Source organism: Cupriavidus sp. 291-E7 (genome assembly GCF_057798835.1).
On sequence record NZ_JBYOJV010000015.1, the window covers coordinates 19,839 to 39,036 of the forward strand.

The 19,198-nt window shown below is 65.7% G+C and carries 19 protein-coding genes; 11 read left to right on the forward strand and 8 right to left on the reverse strand.

The annotated features are described in order from the left end of the window. The 5 genes from AC3FLX_RS23615 to mltA all read right to left on the reverse strand — a co-directional run bounded on the left by AC3FLX_RS23615 (position 1) and on the right by mltA (position 5,006). Positions 1 to 1,257 (reverse strand): cytochrome D1 domain-containing protein, encoded by a 1,257-nt coding sequence (locus tag AC3FLX_RS23615; protein ID WP_488699753.1) that lies wholly within the window; start codon positions 1,255 to 1,257, stop codon positions 1 to 3. Further along, positions 1,206 to 1,547: a c-type cytochrome gene (locus AC3FLX_RS23620; RefSeq protein WP_488699754.1), complete on the reverse strand. Its 342-nt coding sequence runs from the start codon at positions 1,545 to 1,547 to the stop codon at positions 1,206 to 1,208. Before AC3FLX_RS23620 ends, AC3FLX_RS23615 begins: the two co-directional genes overlap by 52 nt. 3 nt (positions 1,548 to 1,550) lie before the next feature. Continuing rightward, positions 1,551 to 1,856 carry a c-type cytochrome gene (locus AC3FLX_RS23625; protein WP_488699755.1) on the reverse strand — a complete coding sequence of 102 codons (306 nt, stop codon included), beginning with the start codon at positions 1,854 to 1,856 and terminating at the stop codon, positions 1,551 to 1,553. Positions 1,857 to 1,920: 64 nt separating this feature from the next. Then, positions 1,921 to 3,570, reverse strand: coding sequence for a cytochrome D1 domain-containing protein (locus AC3FLX_RS23630; RefSeq protein WP_488699756.1), 1,650 nt, complete (start codon positions 3,568 to 3,570; stop codon positions 1,921 to 1,923). Positions 3,571 to 3,878: 308 nt separating this feature from the next. Then, positions 3,879 to 5,006, reverse strand: coding sequence for a murein transglycosylase A (gene mltA / locus AC3FLX_RS23635; protein WP_488699757.1), 1,128 nt, complete (start codon positions 5,004 to 5,006; stop codon positions 3,879 to 3,881). 76 nt (positions 5,007 to 5,082) lie between these two features. Here mltA and AC3FLX_RS23640 point away from each other — a divergent pair, with 76 nt between their 5' ends. Next, complete coding sequence (locus AC3FLX_RS23640) at positions 5,083 to 5,280, forward strand: hypothetical protein (protein WP_488699758.1); 198 nt, start codon at positions 5,083 to 5,085, stop codon at positions 5,278 to 5,280. Positions 5,281 to 5,310: 30 nt separating this feature from the next. Here the strand turns inward: AC3FLX_RS23640 and apaG are convergent, their stop codons facing one another. Beyond that, entirely contained in the window at positions 5,311 to 5,685 is a 375-nt protein-coding gene (apaG, locus tag AC3FLX_RS23645) for a Co2+/Mg2+ efflux protein ApaG (protein WP_488699759.1), read from the reverse strand. A gap of 206 nt (positions 5,686 to 5,891) precedes the next feature. Here apaG and rpe point away from each other — a divergent pair, with 206 nt between their 5' ends. The 8 genes from rpe to AC3FLX_RS23685 all read left to right on the forward strand — a co-directional run bounded on the left by rpe (position 5,892) and on the right by AC3FLX_RS23685 (position 13,243). Further along, on the forward strand, positions 5,892 to 6,593 hold the full coding sequence (gene rpe, locus AC3FLX_RS23650) for a ribulose-phosphate 3-epimerase (RefSeq protein ID WP_488699760.1): 702 nt from the start codon (positions 5,892 to 5,894) through the stop codon (positions 6,591 to 6,593). Positions 6,594 to 6,604: 11 nt separating this feature from the next. Further along, complete coding sequence (gene gph, locus AC3FLX_RS23655; protein WP_488699761.1) at positions 6,605 to 7,345, forward strand: phosphoglycolate phosphatase; 741 nt, start codon at positions 6,605 to 6,607, stop codon at positions 7,343 to 7,345. Between the two features lie 480 nt (positions 7,346 to 7,825). Next, positions 7,826 to 9,349, forward strand: a complete 1,524-nt coding sequence (gene trpE, locus AC3FLX_RS23660; protein WP_488699762.1) for an anthranilate synthase component I — start codon at positions 7,826 to 7,828, stop codon at positions 9,347 to 9,349. Positions 9,350 to 9,367: 18 nt separating this feature from the next. Beyond that, positions 9,368 to 9,937 carry an aminodeoxychorismate/anthranilate synthase component II gene (locus tag AC3FLX_RS23665; RefSeq protein ID WP_488699763.1) on the forward strand — a complete coding sequence of 190 codons (570 nt, stop codon included), beginning with the start codon at positions 9,368 to 9,370 and terminating at the stop codon, positions 9,935 to 9,937. A gap of 65 nt (positions 9,938 to 10,002) precedes the next feature. Then, the gene (gene trpD / locus AC3FLX_RS23670; protein ID WP_488699764.1) at positions 10,003 to 11,031 is read left to right on the forward strand and encodes an anthranilate phosphoribosyltransferase; all 1,029 of its coding nucleotides are present in this window, start codon (positions 10,003 to 10,005) and stop codon (positions 11,029 to 11,031) included. 6 nt (positions 11,032 to 11,037) lie between these two features. Then, entirely contained in the window at positions 11,038 to 11,841 is an 804-nt protein-coding gene (gene trpC, locus AC3FLX_RS23675) for an indole-3-glycerol phosphate synthase TrpC (RefSeq protein ID WP_488699766.1), read from the forward strand. Between the two features lie 6 nt (positions 11,842 to 11,847). Next, complete coding sequence (locus AC3FLX_RS23680) at positions 11,848 to 12,492, forward strand: CYTH domain-containing protein (protein ID WP_488699767.1); 645 nt, start codon at positions 11,848 to 11,850, stop codon at positions 12,490 to 12,492. Beyond that, positions 12,482 to 13,243: a uracil-DNA glycosylase gene (locus tag AC3FLX_RS23685; protein ID WP_488699768.1), complete on the forward strand. Its 762-nt coding sequence runs from the start codon at positions 12,482 to 12,484 to the stop codon at positions 13,241 to 13,243. Before AC3FLX_RS23680 ends, AC3FLX_RS23685 begins: the two co-directional genes overlap by 11 nt. Here AC3FLX_RS23685 and AC3FLX_RS23690 read toward each other — a convergent pair. Then, the gene (locus tag AC3FLX_RS23690) at positions 13,240 to 13,527 is read right to left on the reverse strand and encodes an acylphosphatase (protein WP_488699769.1); all 288 of its coding nucleotides are present in this window, start codon (positions 13,525 to 13,527) and stop codon (positions 13,240 to 13,242) included. The genes AC3FLX_RS23685 and AC3FLX_RS23690 overlap by 4 nt on opposite strands. A gap of 100 nt (positions 13,528 to 13,627) precedes the next feature. On the opposite strand from AC3FLX_RS23690, the gene AC3FLX_RS23695 reads away from it, so the two are divergent. Both AC3FLX_RS23695 and AC3FLX_RS23700 read left to right on the forward strand, forming a co-directional pair. After that, complete coding sequence (locus AC3FLX_RS23695; RefSeq protein WP_488699770.1) at positions 13,628 to 15,370, forward strand: ABC transporter permease; 1,743 nt, start codon at positions 13,628 to 13,630, stop codon at positions 15,368 to 15,370. A 22-nt stretch (positions 15,371 to 15,392) separates the two neighbouring features. Further along, entirely contained in the window at positions 15,393 to 16,718 is a 1,326-nt protein-coding gene (locus AC3FLX_RS23700) for an ABC transporter ATP-binding protein (protein ID WP_488699771.1), read from the forward strand. A gap of 73 nt (positions 16,719 to 16,791) precedes the next feature. Here AC3FLX_RS23700 and AC3FLX_RS23705 read toward each other — a convergent pair whose 3' ends face one another. Next, on the reverse strand, positions 16,792 to 19,164 hold the full coding sequence (locus AC3FLX_RS23705; protein WP_488699772.1) for an FUSC family protein: 2,373 nt from the start codon (positions 19,162 to 19,164) through the stop codon (positions 16,792 to 16,794). Positions 19,165 to 19,198 lie beyond the last annotated feature (34 nt).

Here is a 19,198-nt window from a genome sequence, read left to right on the forward strand (position 1 = left end):
TCACATGCCAATGCGCTGCGCGCGCACTGTGAAGAAGATGCCGCTCGGCTGGTCGGCGCTGAGCGTGGCGATGCGCTGGAACGTCGTGGTGTCGTAGACCTCCACCCGGTTGTCGTCGCGGCACGACAGCCAGAGCGATTCACCCTTTGGCGTGAACTCCATGTGCAGCACGCCGTGGCACGGTGTCAGCGTCTTCACCACCTGCCGCGTCGCGGTATCGATGACCTGGACGGTGTCGTTCCTCGGGAAGGCGAAGTTGACCCACACCTGCCGGCCGTCGGGGCGCGCCATCGCAAACACCGGCTGGCCGGCCACGGCCACGCGGCCCTGTTCCTGCCAGTTGCGGGCGGGATCGGCGACCAGCAGCTCATGGCGTCCGATAGCCGGCAACCAGGCCTGCCCTTGCGCCACGGCCCAGCCGCGCAAGTGCGGCATCTTGTAGACCGGCAGGGGCGCCTCGCCCCGACCGTAGCCGGACAGCACCTTGCGCGCGGTTGGCGGCGTTTGCCACAGGTCCACCAGCGACAGGCCGTCTTCGCCAAACAGGCCGGCCAGATACCAGCGGCCGTCGGGCGTCACCAGGCCATCGTATGGCTCGCGGCCGGCTTCGAGGCGTGTGACATTCGGGCGGCGCGGATCGGCTGCATCGATGATCCAGATCTCGCCGGATTCGAACAGGCTGGCGGCAAGGCGTTGGCCAGGCAGGTCGGCCAGGCCCACCACCTTCGATCGCCGCCCATCGCGGCCGATCGCCGGAATGTCCGCCAGCAGCTCCAGTGTTTCCGCGTCGAACAGCTTGATGCCGCCGGGCGCGTAGTTCTGCGCGGCCACCACCTTGCCGTTTTGCAGGATGGCGCCGCCGATGCTGTTGCCGGCCTGCTTCACCCGCTGCGTGATGCGTTGCGCGAGCAGGTCCACGCGCGTCAGCCCGCCATCGCGCCCGAAGACATAGGCATAGCGGCCGTCGCGCGAGAACACCACGCTCGCGTGCGAAAGATCGCCAAGTCCTTCGATGGTGCCCAGGCGTTTCATGCCCGTGGTCTCCACCACTTGCAGGCGGCCACTGGCGCGCTCGATGACGACGCCAAGGTCGCCGGTACCGCGCGGGGTGGTGCCCGGCACGCCGGTACAGGCCGATGCCAGCCATACGGAGCCAAGTGCGACAGCGGTGAACCGGATCAGTCGATCGAGCCGTTGTCGGATGGTTAGGGAATCACGGGCGGCGGCTTGCCTGCCTGGAGTCGATCGATCAACCATTGGGCTTCTTCCTGCGTCATGAACGGTTGCCAGGGTGGCATCGCGGTGCCGGGCCGGCCCTGCAGCACGGTGGCCACAAGCCCGTCACGCGGCTTGTCGGCCAGTGCTTCGGCCGTCAGTGGCGAACCAAGTCCGCCCTGCAGCGTCATGCCGTGGCACGCGCCACAGTCATCGCGCAGCCAGCGGGCCAGCTGCGCCTGGCGTGCTGCTGGCGGTTCCGCGTGCACCAGCGCGCCCGGCGTGGCAAGCAAGCCGAACAGCACCAGGTGCCATGCGATATGCCGGGGCATGGGTCAGAGACTCAGCACCCACTTGGCCAGCGCATTCGCATCCGCGTCGCTGACCGCGTTAGGCGGCATCGGGATCGGACCCCACTTGCCGGTGCTGCCTTTCTCGATGCTTTGAGACAGTTTTGCAGCGGCTTCCTTGTCGCTCTTGTACTTCGCGGCCACGTCCTTGAACGCCGGCCCGACCAGCTTCTTGTCGACGCTATGGCATGCCATGCAGTTCTTGCTCTTGGCCAGGTCGGCATTGGCGTGGGCGGCCAGGGGCAGTGCGGCGGCCAGCACGGCGGCGCCAATCACTTTTGCGGGATGCATGTAGTTCTCCTGAAAGACGAAAGTCGGCGAACGGCCGGCGCTACTGCGCCGGCCTGCCCGCTAATCAATAGACGTCGTGCTGCGTGTTATGCGTGTTGAATTTGCCGGTTGGCGTGATCAGGCGAGGATCCTTGATGACGGTCTTGAGCTTGCGTGTCTTGTCATCGACCACCACCAGCGCGGATTCCTGATCCTTGGTACCCCATACGGAGAACCACACCTCGTCGCCGGCCTTGTTGTATTCGGCCTGCACCACGCGCTTGGCACCTTCGCCCTTCAGGTTGGCCCATTGCGCAATCGGCAGCACCTCAAAGCCCGCGTCGAGCTTCTGGGTGTTGAACACGGCCACCGACTGGTTCAGCTTCGTGTCGGGATTCAGCGGCGTATCGACCCACAGGTTGTGGGACTTCGGATGCGTCTTGATGAACAGCGAGCCGCCGCCCTGACCCTTGATCGTCTGCACCACCTTCCACGCATTGGCCTTGTTCTTCACCGGATCGGTACCGATCAGGCTGACCGTTTCGTCGCCAAGATGGCTCGTCGCCCAGACCGGACCGAACTTCGGATGGACAAAGTTGGCGCCACGGCCGGGGTGCGGCGTCTTGCCCACGTCGACCAGCGCTGCCAGACGGTCTTCCTTGGTATCGACCACGGCAATCTTGTCCGACGCGTTGGCGGCCACCAGGAAATAGCGGCCCGTGGAATCGAAGCCGCCGTCATGCAGGAACTTGGCCGAATCGATCGTGGTGGTCTTCAGGTTTTTCAGGTCCGAGTAGTCCACCATCAGGATCTTGCCGGTTTCCTTGGCATTGATGACGAACTCGGGACGGAAGTGGCTGGCCACGATCGATGCCACGCGTGGCTCGGGGTGATACTCGTTGTCGACGGTCATGCCGCGCGTGGAGACCACCTTCAGCGGCTTGAGCGAGTCACCTTCCATGATCACGTACTGCGGCGGCCAGTAGGAACCGGCCACGGCGTACTTGTCTTCGTAGCCCTTGTACTTCGAGGTCTCCACCGAACGGGCCTCAAGACCGATCTTGACTTCCGCCACGTTGTCGGGCTTCGGCATCCAGAGGTCGATCAGGTTCAGTCGCGCATCGCGGCCGATCACATACAGGTAGCGCCCCGACGCCGACATGCGCGAGATATGCACCGCATAGCCGGTCTTGACGATATTTATGATCTGCTTGGAATCACCATCGATCAGCGCCACTTCGCCGGAGTCGCGCAACGTCACCGAGAACAGGTTGTCCAGGTTGTAGTTGTTCATCTTGCGCGTGGGCCGCTTGGCCACGGGCACGATGTCCTTGCGCGATTTCTCGATATCCGCCAGCGAGAATTCCGGCGGTGTCGGCGGCTCCAGCTGGACGTAGCGCGCCATCAGGTCGACCTCGGTATCGGACAGGTCGCCCGAGGTGCCCCAGTTCGGCATACCGGCCGGGCTGCCGTACTTGATGAACGTCTTCAGGTACTCGGTACCGCGTGCACGCGTGATGTCCGGGGTCAGCGCCTTGCCCGTGGCGCCCTTGCGCAGCACGCCGTGACAGCCGGCGCAGCGCTCGAAGTAGATCTGGCGCGCATGATTGAATTCATCAGCGGTCAGCGTGGGCACCGGGTTCTGCGGTGGTGCGGTTTCTGCCTGGCCATGAGCCATCCAGAGGAATAGCGGCAATGCCGCCAACGCGGGGAACATCCTGGGTTTCGCCTTCATTTCTCTGCTCAGCGAGAGTGGGGAATGCGGTGGCGTGCTGGTGCACGTCGGATGTGCCCATCATCGTGAAAATGCGATGGCCAAGGATTGATGGCAGTCAAGCCAGAGACAGTTCACATGGAACTCGGCCTGCGGATTGCGTCACAGCGTGAGGTAACGCCGTCTGAGCGTTGGAGAAACGCGAAATGGACGCGTCATAAGGGTAAAGACCCTATGCGTCGAGAGGATATGGATGCGGCCGGCAATGGATCGCTGCCGGCCTGCTCTCCTCTCCCGCGCGGGAGAGGAGCGTCAATCTACGGGAGCAATCAGCTGCGGGGCATCAGCACCCACATGCGGCCGCCCTGCTTCATGCGGCCGGCCGTTTCGCCCGCCGCGTCGCCGGCGCCCCAGAAAAAGTCGGCGCGCACACCGCCCTTGATGGCGGAGCCGGTGTCCTGCGCGAACATCAGGCGCTGGATCGGTTCGGCGGACAGGGGGCGCGTGGTCGAAAGGAATACGGGCACGCCCAGCGGGATCGTGGCCGGGTCCACGGCGATCGAACGTTCCGCAGTGAGCGGCACACCGAGCGCGCCGAGCGGTCCGTCGTTATTCGGCGGCAGCTCGCGGAAGAACACAAAGCGCGGATTCACGTTGAGCATTTCCTCCACGCGCGCCGGGTTGTTGCGTGCCCACGCCTTGATGCCCTGCATCGTGGCCTGCGCCGGCGTGATCTCTCCCCGGTCCAGCAGCCACTTGCCGAATGAGCGGAACTGCTGGTCATTGGTGCCGCCATATCCGACGCGCATCATCGTGCCATCCGCCAGCCGGATACGCCCCGAGCCCTGAATCTGCAGGAAAGCCGCTTCCACGGCGTCGTCGACGTAGACGATTTCATTGCCGCGCATCGCCGGCATCTGCAGCAGCTCGCCGCGCGCCGGCAGTGCGCCGCGCAGTTGCGGCGGGCGGCGGTACAGCGGCACCTGATACTGGCCCTGGCGGCTGCGCGAGCCATGCAGGATCGGCTCGTAGTAACCGGTGATCAGTCCACTATCGGTGCCATCCACGTTGACCACGCGGTACGGCTGGAAGTTGGTTTCGAAGTAGGCGCGCATGGCAACGAGGTCGCCTGCATCCACCATCAGGCCCACCGCGCAGACGCGGTTCCATTCGGGCTTCTTCTTCAGCGCCTGGCAACTGGCCTGCAGCGCGGGCCATGCCGCGCGGACGTCGTCCTGGCTCCAGCCGCCGATATCGGCCCAGGTGGCGGGTTGCAGCTTGCCTGCCGTCGGCGACGTCGAAGGCGCCGGGGTGCCCGCGGTGCCGCCCGGCTGCACGCGGATCGGGCCGCCGCTCATGCAGCCAGCCAGCAGCGCGGCGCCGACGGCGGAGCCGGCCAGCGCCAGCCAGCCACGGAAAGTCGCGCGCGACGCGCGCAGGGAATACTGATATGCCATCTTGTTCGTTCTTTGCCTACAATCTCAACCCGATCCGTCGACTGCCCACAGCCTGCCCATAGGCGCCCCCATCGCGATGAGCCAGTTCTTCGAAAACCATCCCACCCTGTTGCTGGCCGCCGAGGCCGGCGTGGCGCTGCTGCTGCTGATCTTCATCGTGGTCTGGACGATGGGCACGGCCAAAAAGCACCCGCGCCCCACGCGCGCGCCGAAGGATCATCCGTCACGGGCCGCCCAGGCCTCGCAGGACACCGACAAGGCGCCGGACGCCTAGGTTCCCCGCAATGCCGTCCGGCCGCGCGGCTCAATGGAGCATGCGCGGCAGCACCAGGGCGAATTCGGGAATCGGCACCTCGAAGCGGTGACCGTCCTCGGCCACGCAGAAATACTCGCCCTTCATCGACCCGACGGGCGTCGAGATCGTGGCCCAGCTCGAGTATTCGAAATGCTCGCCCGGCTTGAGCAGCGGCTGGTGACCCACCACGCCCAGCCCGGACACTTCCTGGGTGGCATTGTCGCTGTCAGTGATGATCCAGTGACGCGAGATCAGCTGCGCGGCCACTTCGCCGGTGTTGTGGATGGTGATGGTGTAGGCAAACGCGTAGCGTCCGCGGTCCGGGTCGGACTGGTCGGCCATGTACTGGGTGCGCACGGCCACGGAAAAAGCGTACTCGCTCATTGTTCGACAGATGAGGATGGTCGGCAGGCCGGCTGCCCGCCCGAGGGGGCGCGGCCGGGTGTGTCGCATTGTGCGTCAAGCCCTTGGCAGCGGCAAGCGTGCGGATTCCGGCGGCGCCCGGGCCAACCGGCGTAAAATACGCGCCATTCTCGCGGATCGACCCGTATCCGACGCCTTCAGAGCCCCACTCCAGCGCCAGAACAGCCATGAGCCAGCCCACCTACCGCATCGCCCCGTCCATCCTGTCCGCCGACTTTGCCCGCCTGGGCGAGGAAGTGCGCCGTGTCACCGAGGCAGGCGCGGACTGGATCCACTTCGATGTGATGGACAACCATTACGTGCCGAATCTGACCGTGGGCCCGCTGGTCTGCGAGGCCATCCGCCCGCACGTGACCGCCCCGATCGACGTGCACCTGATGGTCCGCCCGGTGGACCGCATCATTCCGGACTTTGCCAAGGCCGGCGCCAATATCATCACGTTCCACCCCGAAGCCAGCGATCACATCGACCGCTCGCTGGCCCTGATCCGCGACAACGGCTGCCAGGCCGGCCTGGTGTTCAACCCGGGCACGCCGCTGCATCACCTGGACCACGTGATGGACCGCCTGGACGTGATCCTGCTGATGAGCGTGAACCCGGGCTTTGGCGGCCAGTCGTTCATCCCCGAGACGCTGAACAAGCTGCGCGCCGTGCGTGCCCGCATCGACGAATACACGGCCCGCACCGGCCGCCAGATCCTGCTCGAAGTCGATGGCGGCGTGAAGCCGGACAACATCGCCGAGATCGCCGCGGCCGGCGCCGACACCTTCGTGGCCGGTTCCGCCGTGTTCGGCAAGCCGGACGCCGATGGCGGCTACAAGGGCATCATCAGCACATTCCGCGACGTGCTGGCCAAGGTCGGCAAGTAAGGGGCCCGGGAATGAGCAACGAAATCCTGCGCCGCACGGACTGGAGCGGCATCCGGGCGGTGATCGTCGACCTCGACGGCACCATGATCGACACGGCCGGCGACTTCCATGCGTCGGTCAATGCGATGCTGCTGGCGCTGGTGCACCAGCATCCGCACCTCGGGCCGGTGGAGCCGATGTCCGAGCAGGAGATCGTCAGTTTCGTCGGCAAGGGGTCTGAGAACCTGATCCGCCGCGTGCTGGACGCCCGCTTCAGCCCGCTGCACGCCAACGGCCTGTTCGCCGACGCCTATGCGCTCTATGACCGCGAGTACGTGCGCATCAACGGCCAGTTCTCGAATGTCTACCCGAACGTGCGCGAGGGCCTGGCGGCGCTCAAGGCGCTTGGGCTGCGCATGGCGTGCGTGACCAACAAGCCGTGGAATTTCACGGAGCCGCTGCTGGCCAAGATGGGCCTGGCCCAGTATTTCGAGCTGGTCTACGGCGGCGACGCCTTTGCGCTGCGCAAGCCCGACCCGTATCCGCTGCTCAAGGTGGCCGAGGTTTTCCACCTGGACCCCGCCGCGGTGCTGGCCATCGGCGACTCCGAGAATGACGCCCGCGCCGCCCGCGCGGCGGGCATGGGTGTGCTGCTTATGCCTTATGGCTACAACCACGGCAACCCTGTACAAGGCGTTGACGCCGATGGTATAGTCGCCGACATTGCCCGCGTTGCTGCGATCCTCGCCGCACACCGGACAACACACCGCTAACCCCGGCTGAAACACATCTCAATGTTCCTCAACCGCAAACGCAACTTTTTTGGCAGTGATCGGCAGGCCTGGCCCTGGCGTCGCTGGCGCGCCTCTGAACAGGCGTAAAGTGCGTTCGCGAGTTTCCTGACGGGCTTGCCGGGGCACCCCGGATTTTGCGCAGTCTGCTGCAGATTCCTCACCCCCCAAGCTCCGCCGGACCGGTCCCGATGTCCTGACGACCGGCCTCCCCGGCAGATCCTTCCGCCAGCGCCGTAGTTCCGGTTGCTCCCGCTTGCGCCTGTGCTACGGTTAGCCTCGAGAACGCGCCACGCGCCGCCCGGCCGTGTGCTGCCTTGCCCGAAAGCTCGTGTGCACCACGGTCCGCCTTATCGAACGATTGGGGCGGGTTGACGCAGGTTGTCGCCCTTCCCTCGCCAACGACATCACGGTGCCGTCCGACCCGACCACACTGGCCGGCGCCGCAAGTAGAGGATCGACATGACCGAACTGGAATTCAAATCGCTGGCCGACCAGGGCTACAACCGTATTCCGATCATCGCCGAAGCGCTGGCCGACCTGGAAACCCCGCTGTCGCTGTACCTGAAGCTGGCGCAGTCGCAAACGCGCGGCGTGAACACCTTCCTGCTGGAATCGGTGGTCGGTGGCGAGCGCTTTGGCCGCTACTCGTTCATCGGCCTGCATGCCCGCACGCTGATCCGTGCCTACGGCCAGCGCACCGAGGTGGTTACCGACGGCAAGGTCGTGGAAACCCGCGAAGGCAACCCGCTCGATTTCATCGCCGAGTTCGAAAGCCGCTTCAAGGTGGCCCTGCGCCCCGGCCTGCCGCGCTTCTGTGGCGGCCTGGCCGGCTATTTCGGCTACGACGCCGTGCGCTATATCGAAAAGAAGCTGGCCGACAAGCAGATGCCCGACGACCTGGGCCTGCCCGATATCCAGCTGCTGCTTTGCGAAGAACTGGCCGTGATCGACAACCTGTCCGGCAAGCTCTACCTGATCGTCTACGCCGATCCGACCACCCCGGAAGCCTACTCCCGCGCCCGCCAGCGCCTGCGCGAACTGCGCATGAAGCTGCGCCAGCCGGTTGACGTGCCGGTCACCAGCCCGTCGGTCCAGACCGAGGTCTACCGCGAATTCGCCAAGGCCGACTACCTGACGGCCGTGCACAAGGCCAAGGAATACATCATGGCCGGCGACATGATGCAGGTGCAGATAGGCCAGCGTCTGGTGAAGCCGTACCGCGACTCGCCGCTGTCGCTGTACCGCGCGCTGCGCTCGCTGAATCCGTCGCCGTACATGTATTTCTACAACTTCGGCGATTTCCAGGTGGTTGGCGCTTCGCCCGAGATCCTGGTGCGCCAGGAAACCCGCAAGGTTGGCACGCCCCAGAACGGCGACGCCGAGACCGCGCACATCGTCACGATCCGTCCGCTGGCCGGCACGCGCCCGCGCGGCAGCACGCCCGAGCGCGACGCCCAGCTGGCCACCGAACTGCTCAACGACCCCAAGGAGATCGCCGAGCACGTGATGCTGATCGACCTGGCGCGCAACGACATCGGCCGCATTGCCGAAACGGGCTCGGTCAAGGTCACCGACAAGATGGTGATCGAGAAGTACTCGCACGTGCAGCACATCGTCAGCTCGGTGGAAGGCACGCTGCGCGACGGCATGAGCAACCTCGACGTGCTGCGCGCCACGTTCCCGGCCGGTACGCTGTCCGGCGCGCCCAAGGTGCGCGCAATGGAAATCATCGACGAGCTGGAGCCGCGCAAGCGCGGTATCTACGGCGGCGCCGTGGGCTATCTGTCGTTCGGTGGCGAGATGGATCTGGCCATCGCCATCCGCACCGGCGTGATCAAGGACGGCAATCTCTACGTGCAGGCCGCGGCCGGCATCGTGGCGGACTCGGACCCCGAGGCCGAATGGAGGGAAACCGAGGCGAAGGCGCGCGCCGTGATCCGTGCCGCCGAGCAGGTCCAGGACGGCCTGGACGCCGACCTCTGAGCCCCCGGGAGAGATGACATGCTGCTGATGATCGACAACTACGATTCGTTCACCTACAACCTCGTGCAGTACTTCGGCGAACTTGGCGCCGATGTGCGCACCTATCGCAACGACGAGATCACGCTGGAAGACATCGAGGCACTGAAGCCCGACCATATCTGCGTGTCGCCCGGGCCATGCAGCCCGCGCGAGGCCGGTATCTCGGTCGATGTGCTGAAACACTTCGCGGGCAAGATTCCGCTGCTGGGCGTGTGCCTGGGCCACCAGGCCATTGGCGAGGCGTTCGGCGGCAAGGTGATCCGCGCCAAGCAGGTGATGCATGGCAAGGTGAGCACGATCGAAACCACGCAGGAAGGCGTGTTCGCCGGCCTGCCGAAGCACTTCGACGTGACGCGCTATCATTCGCTGGCCATCGAGCGCGAAACGCTGCCCGATTGCCTGGAAGTCACGGCCTGGACGCCGGACGGCGAGATCATGGGCGTGCGCCACAAGACGCTGAACGTGGAAGGCGTGCAGTTCCACCCCGAGTCGATCCTGTCCGAACACGGCCATGCGCTGCTGGCCAACTTCATCAAGGCGCCAAGATGAGGCGCACCGACTTTTCAGCCTACGCCGCCGACCATCAAGCCGCCAATAACGTAAAAGAATCCGCCATGTCCATCACGCCGCAGGAAGCGCTGACGCGCTGCATCGAGCACCGCGAGATCTTTCATGACGAGATGCTGCACCTGATGCGGCAGATCATGCAGGGGCAGATCAGCCCGGTGATGGCGGCCGCCATCCTGACCGGCCTGCGCGTGAAGAAGGAAACCATTGGCGAGATTTCGGCGGCGGCGCAGGTCATGCGCGAGTTTGCCAATCACGTGACCGTGCAGGACCGCGAGAACTTCGTCGATATCGTCGGCACCGGCGGCGACGGCTCGCATACGTTCAATATCTCGACGGCGTCGATGTTCGTGGCCGCCGCCGCTGGCGCGAAAATCGCCAAGCACGGCAACCGCGGGGTGTCGTCCAAATCCGGCAGCGCCGACGTGCTGGAGGCGCTGGGCGTGAACATCATGCTGACGCCCGAGCAGGTGGGCCAGTGCATCGAGCAGACCGGCATCGGCTTCATGTTCGCGCCGACCCATCACCCAGCCATGAAGAATGTGGCGCCGATCCGCAAGGAGATGGGCGTGCGCACGATCTTCAACATCCTGGGTCCGCTGACCAACCCGGCCGATGCGCCGAACATCCTGATGGGGGTGTTCCACCCGGATCTGGTGGGCATCCAGGTGCGCGTGATGCAGCGCCTGGGCGCGCAGCACGCGATCGTGGTCTACGGCAAGGACGGCATGGATGAAGTGTCGCTGGGCGCCGCCACGCTGGTGGGCGAACTCAAGGATGGCGAGGTACGCGAGTACGAAATCCATCCGGAAGACTTTGGCCTGTCGATGATTTCGAACCGAGGCCTCAAGGTGGCCGATGCGGCCGAATCCAAGGAAATGCTGCTCGAAGCGCTGGGCAATGTCCCCGGCACGCCGCGCGAGATCGTCGCGCTGAACGCCGGCACCGCGCTCTATGCAGCCAACGTGGCAAGCTCGATCGAAGACGGCATCCAGCGCGCGCGCGAAGCCATCGCCAGCGGCGCCGCCCGCGAGAAGCTCGATCAGTTCGTGCGCGCCACGCAGCAATTCAGGTAAATCGCCATGTCCGATATTCTCGATAAGATCCTGGCCGTCAAGGCCGACGAAGTGAACGCGGCGCGCAAGAAGCGCGACCTGCAGAGCCTGCGCGCCGAGGCCGAGAGTCTGCGCGGCGAGCCTGGCCTGGCACCGCGCGGCTTCGAACGTGCGCTGCGCGAGAAGATTGCCGCCGGCCATGCCGGGGTGATCGCCGAGGTCAAGAAGGCATCGCCGTCCAAAGGCGTGCTGCGCGAGAACTTCATCCCTGAAGCCATCGCCGAGAGCTACGCCACGCATGGCGCGGCCTGCCTGTCCGTGCTGACCGACGTGAACTTCTTCCAGGGCCACGCCGACTACCTGAAGCGTGCCCGCGCCGCATGCGACCTGCCGGCGCTGCGCAAGGACTTCATGATGGACCTGTACCAGGTCTATGAAGCGCGCACCTGGGGCGCCGACTGCATCCTGCTGATCGTGGCCGCGCTGGACCACGGCCTGATGGCCGAGCTTGAGGCATGCGCGCTCGAACTTGGCATGGACGTGCTCGTGGAAGTGCATGGCGACGACGAACTCGACGCGGCCCTGCGCCTGAAAACACCGCTGGTGGGCGTGAACAACCGCAACCTGCGCACGTTCGAAGTGTCGCTCGACAATACGCTGAACCTGCTGCCGCACATGCCGGCGGAGCGCCTGGTGGTGACCGAATCGGGCATCCTGGGGCCGGCCGATGTCGAGCGCATGCGCAAAGCCGACGTCAACGCATTCCTGGTGGGCGAAGCGTTCATGCGCGCGCCGGAGCCGGGCGTGGAACTGGCCCGCCTGTTTGGCTGATCCGTCATGGCGCGCGAGATCGAACTGAAGCTGGCGATTCCCGATGCCGCGCTCGCCGCCGTGGCGGCGTGGCTCGATGCCAACGGCCAGGCGCGTGGCGAGGTCACGATGCTGAACGTCTATCTGGACACCCCGGCTCGGGACCTCGCCCGTGCCCGTGCCGCGCTGCGGCTGCGCAGGAAGAACGCGCAGTGGCTGCAGACGCTGAAGACCGCGGGCAAGAGCACCGGCGGCCTGGCCGCGCGCCATGAGTGGGAAACCGAAGTTGCGGGAGAAGCCATCGAGCTGGGTCGTTTCGACGACGAGGCCCGTGCCGTGCTGACTCCGCTGGCGGACCGGCTCGGCCCCGTGTTCCGGACCGATTTCGTGCGCCGCACCTGGATCGTCGAGCAGGACGGCGAACGGATCGAGGCCGCCATCGACACCGGCACGATCAGCGCGCCAGGCACGACGGCTACCGAACCGATCCAGGAACTCGAACTCGAATGGCTGCCCCGGCAACACGCCAAGGCGGACGTCGACGAAGCCCACGTCGAAGCCGCGCTGCGTGGCTTCGCCAAGCGTATCGCCCATGTGGCGCCGCTCACTCCCATGAATCTCAGCAAGGCCGCACGCGGCTATCGACTCACCGGCGCGCCTGATGCAAGCTGACCTGTTCGCTCTCGATACCTCAAAACCCGCCCCCTCCATCGACCGCCTGCAAGACCAGGCGAACACCCTGCCCGCCGCGTGGCGCGACCTGCTGGCGCCGTGTCTTGGCCATGCGGATTGGGCGGCGCTCTGCGACTTTGTCGATGGTGAGCGCGCGGCCGGCAAGCCGGTGTTCCCGCATTCGGTCTTTCACGCGCTGCACCTGACGCCACCGGACACCGTGCAGGTCGTGATCCTGGGCCAGGACCCCTATCACGGCACGGGCGTGGTCGGCGGCGTCGAGATTCCGCAGGCGCACGGGCTGGCGTTCTCGGTGCCGGACGGCGTCAAGGTGCCGCCCAGCCTGCGCAACATCTTCAAGGAAATTGCCGCCGAATATGGCGGCGAGCCGGTGCGCGGCTCGGGCAACCTCGAAGGCTGGGCGCGCCAGGGCGTGCTGCTCCTGAACACCGTGCTGACCGTGGAACAGGGCAATGCGGCCAGCCATGCAAAGCGCGGCTGGGAAGCGGTGACCGACTGCCTGATCCACGCACTCGCCATGTCGCGCCCGAATCTCGTCTTCATGCTCTGGGGCAGCCATGCGCAGGCCAAGCGGACGCTGCTGGAAGGCCAGACCCATTGCGTGCTGGAAGCACCGCATCCGTCGCCACTATCGGCGCATCGCGGCTTCCTGGGCTGCGGGCATTTCAGGCAGGCCAACGACTGGCTGGAACGTCACGGGCGCTCCGGTATCGACTGGCTGAAGTCCTAAACCGTCGGGCGCCACTCGAATCGGTCGAAGGTTTCAGGCGGCGCCTGTTCCATCTCGACCTTCGACACCTGCGCGGCTGGCGGACCCTGCTCCATCCACAGCCGTAGCGCCTCAAGCTTTTCTCTGGAGCCGGTGGCGATGACCTCCACCGTGCCGTCCATGCGGTTTCTGACCCATCCGCCCAGCCCCAGCGCAATGGCTTTATCGGCACACCCGCCGCGATACCCCACGCCCTGCACGCGGCCGTGAGCGTTCAGGTGCCAGGTCTCGTAACCTTCTGTCATGAATTACCTCCCCCACTAGGTAAACTACCTAGCCCACTTGGGCGTTAGGCTGTCAGCATACGACGCCCTGCCCGGGCGCGTCTCCACCGAGGCAGTGCCCATGCCACCAACGCAAAACAACCAAGCGCCCGGCTACGTCGGCCCACTGCTGACCGCCCCGCCGAACCGGTTCGACCTGGCGCTGCTGCCGATCATCCTGGCCGTCATCGTCATCGTGGCGTATGCCGCGCGCCAGATGGACGTGCCCTACCACCCTGGCGAATCGCTGGCCATCCACCTCGACGTGGCATGGCTGCCCTATTACCTAATGCGCACCAGCATCCGCATGCTGGCTGCACTGGCGGCGTCGCTGGTGTTTTCGTTCGCGTTTGCCGCCATCGCCTCGCGCAATCGCACGGCCGAAAAAGTGATGGTGCCGGCGCTGGACATCCTCCAGTCAATTCCGGTGCTCGGCTTCCTGTCGATCACGGTCACCGGGTTCATTGCCCTGTTCCCCGGCAACCTGGCCGGGGTGGAATGCGCGGCCATCTTTGCAATCTTCACGTCGCAAGCCTGGAACATGGCGTTCAGCCTGTACCAGTCGTTCCGCACCATCCCGGGCGACCTGCTCGAAGCCGCCGCGATGTTCCGGCTCTCGCCGTGGCAGCGGTTCTGGCGGCTCGAAGTGCCCTATGCCATGCCGGGGCTGCTCTGGAACATGATGATGTCGATGTCCGGCGGCTGGTTCTTCGTGGTGGCGTCCGAGGCCATTTCCGTTTCCGGCCACGACATCCGCCTGCCGGGCATCGGCTCGTATATCGCGCTCGCCATCCAGCAGCAGGATCTGGCCGCGATTGGCTGGGCGATCCTGGCGATGCTGGTCGGCATCGTGTTCTACGACCAGTTCCTGTTCCGCCCGCTGGTGGCCTGGGCAGACCGCTTCCGCTTTGAAACGCTGGCGCAGGACACCGTGCCGCAGTCGTGGCTGCTCGACCTGCTGCGCCGCTCGGCCTGGGTGCACGCGCTGCTCAAATGGACGGCAGCACTGGCCGGGCGTACGCTGGCGTGGAGCGCCCGCCATCGCAACGTGGTGGCGCTGCCCGCCGCGCCGGCGCGCTGGGCGCCGTGGCTGGACCGCCTGCGCGACGGCATCATCATCGCCATTGCACTGGTGGCGCTGTATCGCGTGATCCACTTCGTGCACAGCGAGGTGGGATGGGCCGAGGCGGCGCACGTGCTCTGGCTCGGCACGCTGACGATGGTGCGCGTGATCGTGCTGATCGCGCTGGCCGCGCTGGTCTGGGTGCCGATCGGTATCCGCATCGGCCTCAACCCGTCGCTGGCGCGGATCGCCCAACCGATCGCGCAGTTCCTGGCGGCGTTTCCGGCCAACCTGATGTTCCCGCTGGCCGTGATGGCCATCGTGAAGTTCGGGCTGAACCCCGAAATCTGGCTCAGCCCGCTGATGATCTTCGGCACGCAGTGGTACATCCTGTTCAACGTCGTGGCCGGCGCGTCGGGCATCCCCACGGAATTGCGGCTAGCCGCGCGCAACTTCGGACTCAAGGGCTGGCTGATGTGGCGCAGGTTTCTGGTGCCGGCAGTGTTTCCGAGCCTGCTGACGGGGCTGGTCACGGCCGCCGGAGGATCGTGGAACGCGAGCATCGTGTCCGAATACGTGACGTGGGGTGACCGCACGCTGGTAGCCACGGGCCTGGGCAGCTATATCGCCGAGATGACCGCGCGCGGCGACTTTCCGCGCATCGCGCTCGGCATTGGCGTGATGGCACTGTTCGTGGTGGGCTTCAACCGGCTGTTGTGGAACCGGCTCTACGATCTGGCGCAGGCGCGCACCCGGCTTTAAGCCCGGCAACAAGGAACTTACGATGGCACTGCAAGACAACGCCAAACCGGTGATCGACCTGCGCGGTGTGGGCAAGATGTTCCGCACCGCCGACCACACCGACCGCGCCGTGCTCGAAGGCGTGAACCTGACCCTGCGCGAAGGCGAGATCGTGGCCATGCTGGGCAAGTCCGGCTCGGGCAAATCCACGCTGTTGCGCATCATGGCCGGCCTGGTCGGCGCCGACCGTGGCGAGGTGCACTTCCGTGGCCAGCGGCTGGCCGGCACGGCCGAGGGTATCGCGATGGTGTTCCAGTCGTTCGCGCTGTTTCCGTGGCTGACGGTTCAGCAGAACGTCGAGCTGGGACTGGAAGCCCAGGGCGTGGCCCGCGTCGAGCGCGCACGCCGTGCCGAGGCGGCCATCGACATGATCGGCCTGTCCGGTTTCAACAGCGCGTTGCCGCGCGAGCTGTCGGGCGGCATGCGTCAGCGCGTGGGCATTGCACGCGCGCTCGTGACCGAGCCGGATCTGCTGCTGATGGATGAGGCGTTCTCCGCATTGGACGTGCTGACCGGCGAAACCCTGCGCGACGAAATGCTCGACCTCTGGGAATCGGGCCGCGCCAACATCAAGAGCATCCTGATCGTGTCGCACAACATCGAGGAAGCGGTGATGATGGCCGACCGGATCGTCATCCTGTCCAGCGATCCGGGCCGGGTGCGCGCCGAGGTGCCCGTGCCATTCCCGCGTCCGCGTAACCGTGACGACGCCCAGGTGCGCGCGCTGATCGACGAGGTCTACACGCTGATGACGTCGCCCGCCGCGCTCGGGCCGCGCGTGCCGGCAATGGCCGCCGCGCAGCAGATCGGCTATCGCCTGCCCGACGCCGACATCAGCCAGATGGAAGCCGTGCTGGACCTGCTGCACGAGTCTCCCTTCTTCGGCCGCGCCGATCTGCCGCATCTGGCCGAAGAAGCCGGCCTGACCGACGACGACCTGCTGCCCGCCTGCGAGGCGATGCAACTGCTGGGGCTGGCCAGCATCGAACGCGGCGACATCACCGCCACGGCGCTGGGCCGCAGCTACTACGAGACCGAGCCGCCCGAGCGCAAGGTGGTGTTCGGCAAGCAGTTGCTGACCCACGTGGCACTGGCCGCCCACATCCGGCGTGAACTCGAACAGCGCGAGGATGGCGAAGTCGGCGAAGAATCAATCCTGCGCGAGCTGGAGGCATTCCTGAAGCCCGAAGAAGCCGAGCGCGTGCTCAAGATTGCGATCGATTGGGGGCGGTACGGCGAGGTCTACGGCTATTCGTTCAACAGCGGGATGCTGACATTGCCGGAGATTGGAGAAACGCCCCAGCCGTAGGCGGCCGGGCCGGCATCCGCGACGCGAAGGTTTGCGCTCCCCTCTCCCTCGCGCGGGAGAGGAGAGCCAAGCGTCAGGTCTTCAGCGGCACGCGGATCGCCCGGCCAATCGCACCGGTCCGCAGCGCGATCTTCGCGGCGTCTTCCCGCAGCGCGCGCAGACGCCGTTCCAGCAACGCATTGGCGGGGCGGCCGGACGCGCTGGCGGTTGTTGCCGCATGCTGGTCCTGTGTCTTCTGCAGCGGTTCGTTGGAGCCGATCTCCCCGGCCGCGGCGGCCTGGGCCAGTACATCGGCCTTGCGCCGGTCCGCCGAATCGGCAATGCGCGCGCGCCGTTCGCTGGCATCGTCCTCGCCGATCTGCGTCGACGATGACGGCGGCGGCTCATGAACCAATCCCACTCCCGCCACCGCCGCCTCCGCGGGTGTCCGGATAAACCCGGCGCCGCGCGGACCGTACCGTTCCTCGCCCGCCAGCCGTTCGCTCGCCAGCGTCAGCGATTTCAGCGCGGCATTGGTAGCCTGCTCGATCGCGGCTTCCGCCGCGGGAATATCGAGGTCGCCATAGTTCTGCCGCACCTGGATGCGGGCCGCCGCCACGTGTGCCGCCACCAGGTAGTTCTGGACGATGAAGCGGCTCAGGTTGTCCACGGCGCGATGGCGGCTGCGCGGTTCGTCGAGCATGCGCTGGAACGATCCGATCAGCGCGGACAGATTGTCCATGAACTGCTTGCGCTGGACGCGATAGACGAAGTCGTCGTTAGCCTTGCGCGTCAGCAGGTCGCGCGTGGCGGCGATATAGCGGCGGTTGGCCTGCAGCACGTTTTCGACGAGCTTCGGGATCGACCGGTATTCCCAGCTCGGCAGCACAAAGCTGAAGATCGACGCAATGATGCCGCCGATCACGGTATCCACGAGCCGCTCGCCAACCACGGTCTGGCTGCCCGGAATCAGCAGGTTTATCTGGATCAGCACCTGCACGCACGCGGCGATCGCCGTGTAGCGATACTTGATCGTCACGAACGCGGCGCTGGCTACCAACGCCAGGTAGAGGATGCCGAGCAGCACCAGTGGTTCATGAATCCAGCGCAGGATGCCGACGCTGATGATGCAGCCGATCAGCGTGCCGATCAGGCGGTCGTTGTAGCGCTGCTTGGTCATGCTGAAGTTCGGCTTCAGGATCACGACGATGGTCAGCAGTATCCAGTAGCTGTGCGATGCGTACGGCAGACGGTCGCCCAGCCACAGCCCCACCGCCACGGCCATCGTGATCCGCAGCGCAAAGCGGAAGGCCGGCGAGCGCCAGTGCAGGTTGTCGCGCACCACGCCGAACTCGTACTTCTGGCGCGTCAGGAACGGCGTCATGTCCGAGCCGGGCAGTACCTGCGCCGGCTCCACGGGCGTGCGCGACGCTTCGTGCAGCTGGCCCAGCAGCATGATCGCGCCCCGGATCATTTCCAGCGTGTCGCGCAGCGCATTCATCGCCGCCGGTGACACATGATGATGGCGCAGCTGCTCGATCTCTTCCTCCACCTTGCGCAGGTCGGGGCGATAGTCGAAGGCGCTGTATGACGGACGGCCCCGCGTGATGTCGTACGCAATCTCTTCGAGGTCCGTCTCCAGGCCCAGTACCAGGCGGCGCAGGCCATCCAGCACCGGCGTGCCGCCGAAGGTCTGACGCAGCAGCGCGTAGTCGGTGTTGGTCGACAGCACGTATTCGTAGAGATCGAGCATGCGCAGGTGCACCTTCACCAGCAGCCCGTCATGGGGGGTCTTGTTACCGCGCAGCACCATGTCGCGCGCGGCCTGCTGCCGCTCCGCCACCACGATCTGCTGCCGGACCAGCCGGTTGAACTGCTCGTCGTAATCCGTGCCCGCGTCGTAGAAGGCGGCCTTGATCTCCAGGTATCCGGCCATTTCGTAGAGCGACTCGGCCAGGATCTGCTGCCGCGTGCGGCGCTCCATGATCCAGCTGACGGCCATCGCGTAGACCAGGTAGCCGAACGCGCCGACGCCGAACAGCGCCGCGTGCGACAGCGCCTTGCGCACCACGAATTCCTCGTTGATCGTCAGCGTCATGACGAACAGCATCGAGAACTGCAGCGGCATGGTCTTGTTGCCGTAGACCGTCATCATGCCGGCCAGGAACGTGACCAGCACCAGCACGAACGGCTGCACCTTCGGGAACGGCGTGGCCAGGGCAACGACGGCGGTGACGGCGGTGCACAGCAGCACGCTGGCCAGCATCTCGTTGAACTTGTGCGGCAACGGGCTGGGCAGATCCATGAGGCTGGTGCAGAGCGCACCCACCGACACCACCATTGCGCTTGGCAGGTCCATGAACTGCATGGCGATCAGCGTCAGGCCGATCACCCCCGTGGCCGAGCGCAGTCCACGGTAGATGTAGTGCGAAAACAGGAACGTGCGGGGGTCGTGCGCGTATTCCATGAGGCGATGAATATGCCGGATAGGTTGGGGGCGG

Excerpts from the sequence above, each read along its gene's own strand:
- AC3FLX_RS23615 (WP_488699753.1), bottom strand. The coding sequence starts at position 1,257 with ATGGTTGATCGATCGACTCCAGGCAGGCAAGCCGCCGCCCGTGATTCC.
- AC3FLX_RS23625 (WP_488699755.1), bottom strand. The coding sequence starts at position 1,856 with ATGCATCCCGCAAAAGTGATTGGCGCCGCCGTGCTGGCCGCCGCACTG.
- mltA (WP_488699757.1), bottom strand. The coding sequence starts at position 5,006 with ATGGCATATCAGTATTCCCTGCGCGCGTCGCGCGCGACTTTCCGTGGC.
- AC3FLX_RS23705 (WP_488699772.1), bottom strand. The coding sequence starts at position 19,164 with ATGGAATACGCGCACGACCCCCGCACGTTCCTGTTTTCGCACTACATC.
- trpE (WP_488699762.1), top strand. The coding sequence starts at position 7,826 with ATGACCGAACTGGAATTCAAATCGCTGGCCGACCAGGGCTACAACCGT.
- AC3FLX_RS23640 (WP_488699758.1), top strand. The coding sequence starts at position 5,083 with ATGAGCCAGTTCTTCGAAAACCATCCCACCCTGTTGCTGGCCGCCGAG.
- gph (WP_488699761.1), top strand. The coding sequence starts at position 6,605 with ATGAGCAACGAAATCCTGCGCCGCACGGACTGGAGCGGCATCCGGGCG.
- AC3FLX_RS23685 (WP_488699768.1), top strand. The coding sequence starts at position 12,482 with ATGCAAGCTGACCTGTTCGCTCTCGATACCTCAAAACCCGCCCCCTCC.
- AC3FLX_RS23665 (WP_488699763.1), top strand. The coding sequence starts at position 9,368 with ATGCTGCTGATGATCGACAACTACGATTCGTTCACCTACAACCTCGTG.
- AC3FLX_RS23690 (WP_488699769.1), bottom strand. The coding sequence starts at position 13,527 with ATGACAGAAGGTTACGAGACCTGGCACCTGAACGCTCACGGCCGCGTG.
- AC3FLX_RS23630 (WP_488699756.1), bottom strand. The coding sequence starts at position 3,570 with ATGAAGGCGAAACCCAGGATGTTCCCCGCGTTGGCGGCATTGCCGCTA.
- AC3FLX_RS23700 (WP_488699771.1), top strand. The coding sequence starts at position 15,393 with ATGGCACTGCAAGACAACGCCAAACCGGTGATCGACCTGCGCGGTGTG.
- AC3FLX_RS23695 (WP_488699770.1), top strand. The coding sequence starts at position 13,628 with ATGCCACCAACGCAAAACAACCAAGCGCCCGGCTACGTCGGCCCACTG.
- trpC (WP_488699766.1), top strand. The coding sequence starts at position 11,038 with ATGTCCGATATTCTCGATAAGATCCTGGCCGTCAAGGCCGACGAAGTG.
- apaG (WP_488699759.1), bottom strand. The coding sequence starts at position 5,685 with ATGAGCGAGTACGCTTTTTCCGTGGCCGTGCGCACCCAGTACATGGCC.
- AC3FLX_RS23620 (WP_488699754.1), bottom strand. The coding sequence starts at position 1,547 with ATGCCCCGGCATATCGCATGGCACCTGGTGCTGTTCGGCTTGCTTGCC.
- trpD (WP_488699764.1), top strand. The coding sequence starts at position 10,003 with ATGTCCATCACGCCGCAGGAAGCGCTGACGCGCTGCATCGAGCACCGC.
- AC3FLX_RS23680 (WP_488699767.1), top strand. The coding sequence starts at position 11,848 with ATGGCGCGCGAGATCGAACTGAAGCTGGCGATTCCCGATGCCGCGCTC.
- rpe (WP_488699760.1), top strand. The coding sequence starts at position 5,892 with ATGAGCCAGCCCACCTACCGCATCGCCCCGTCCATCCTGTCCGCCGAC.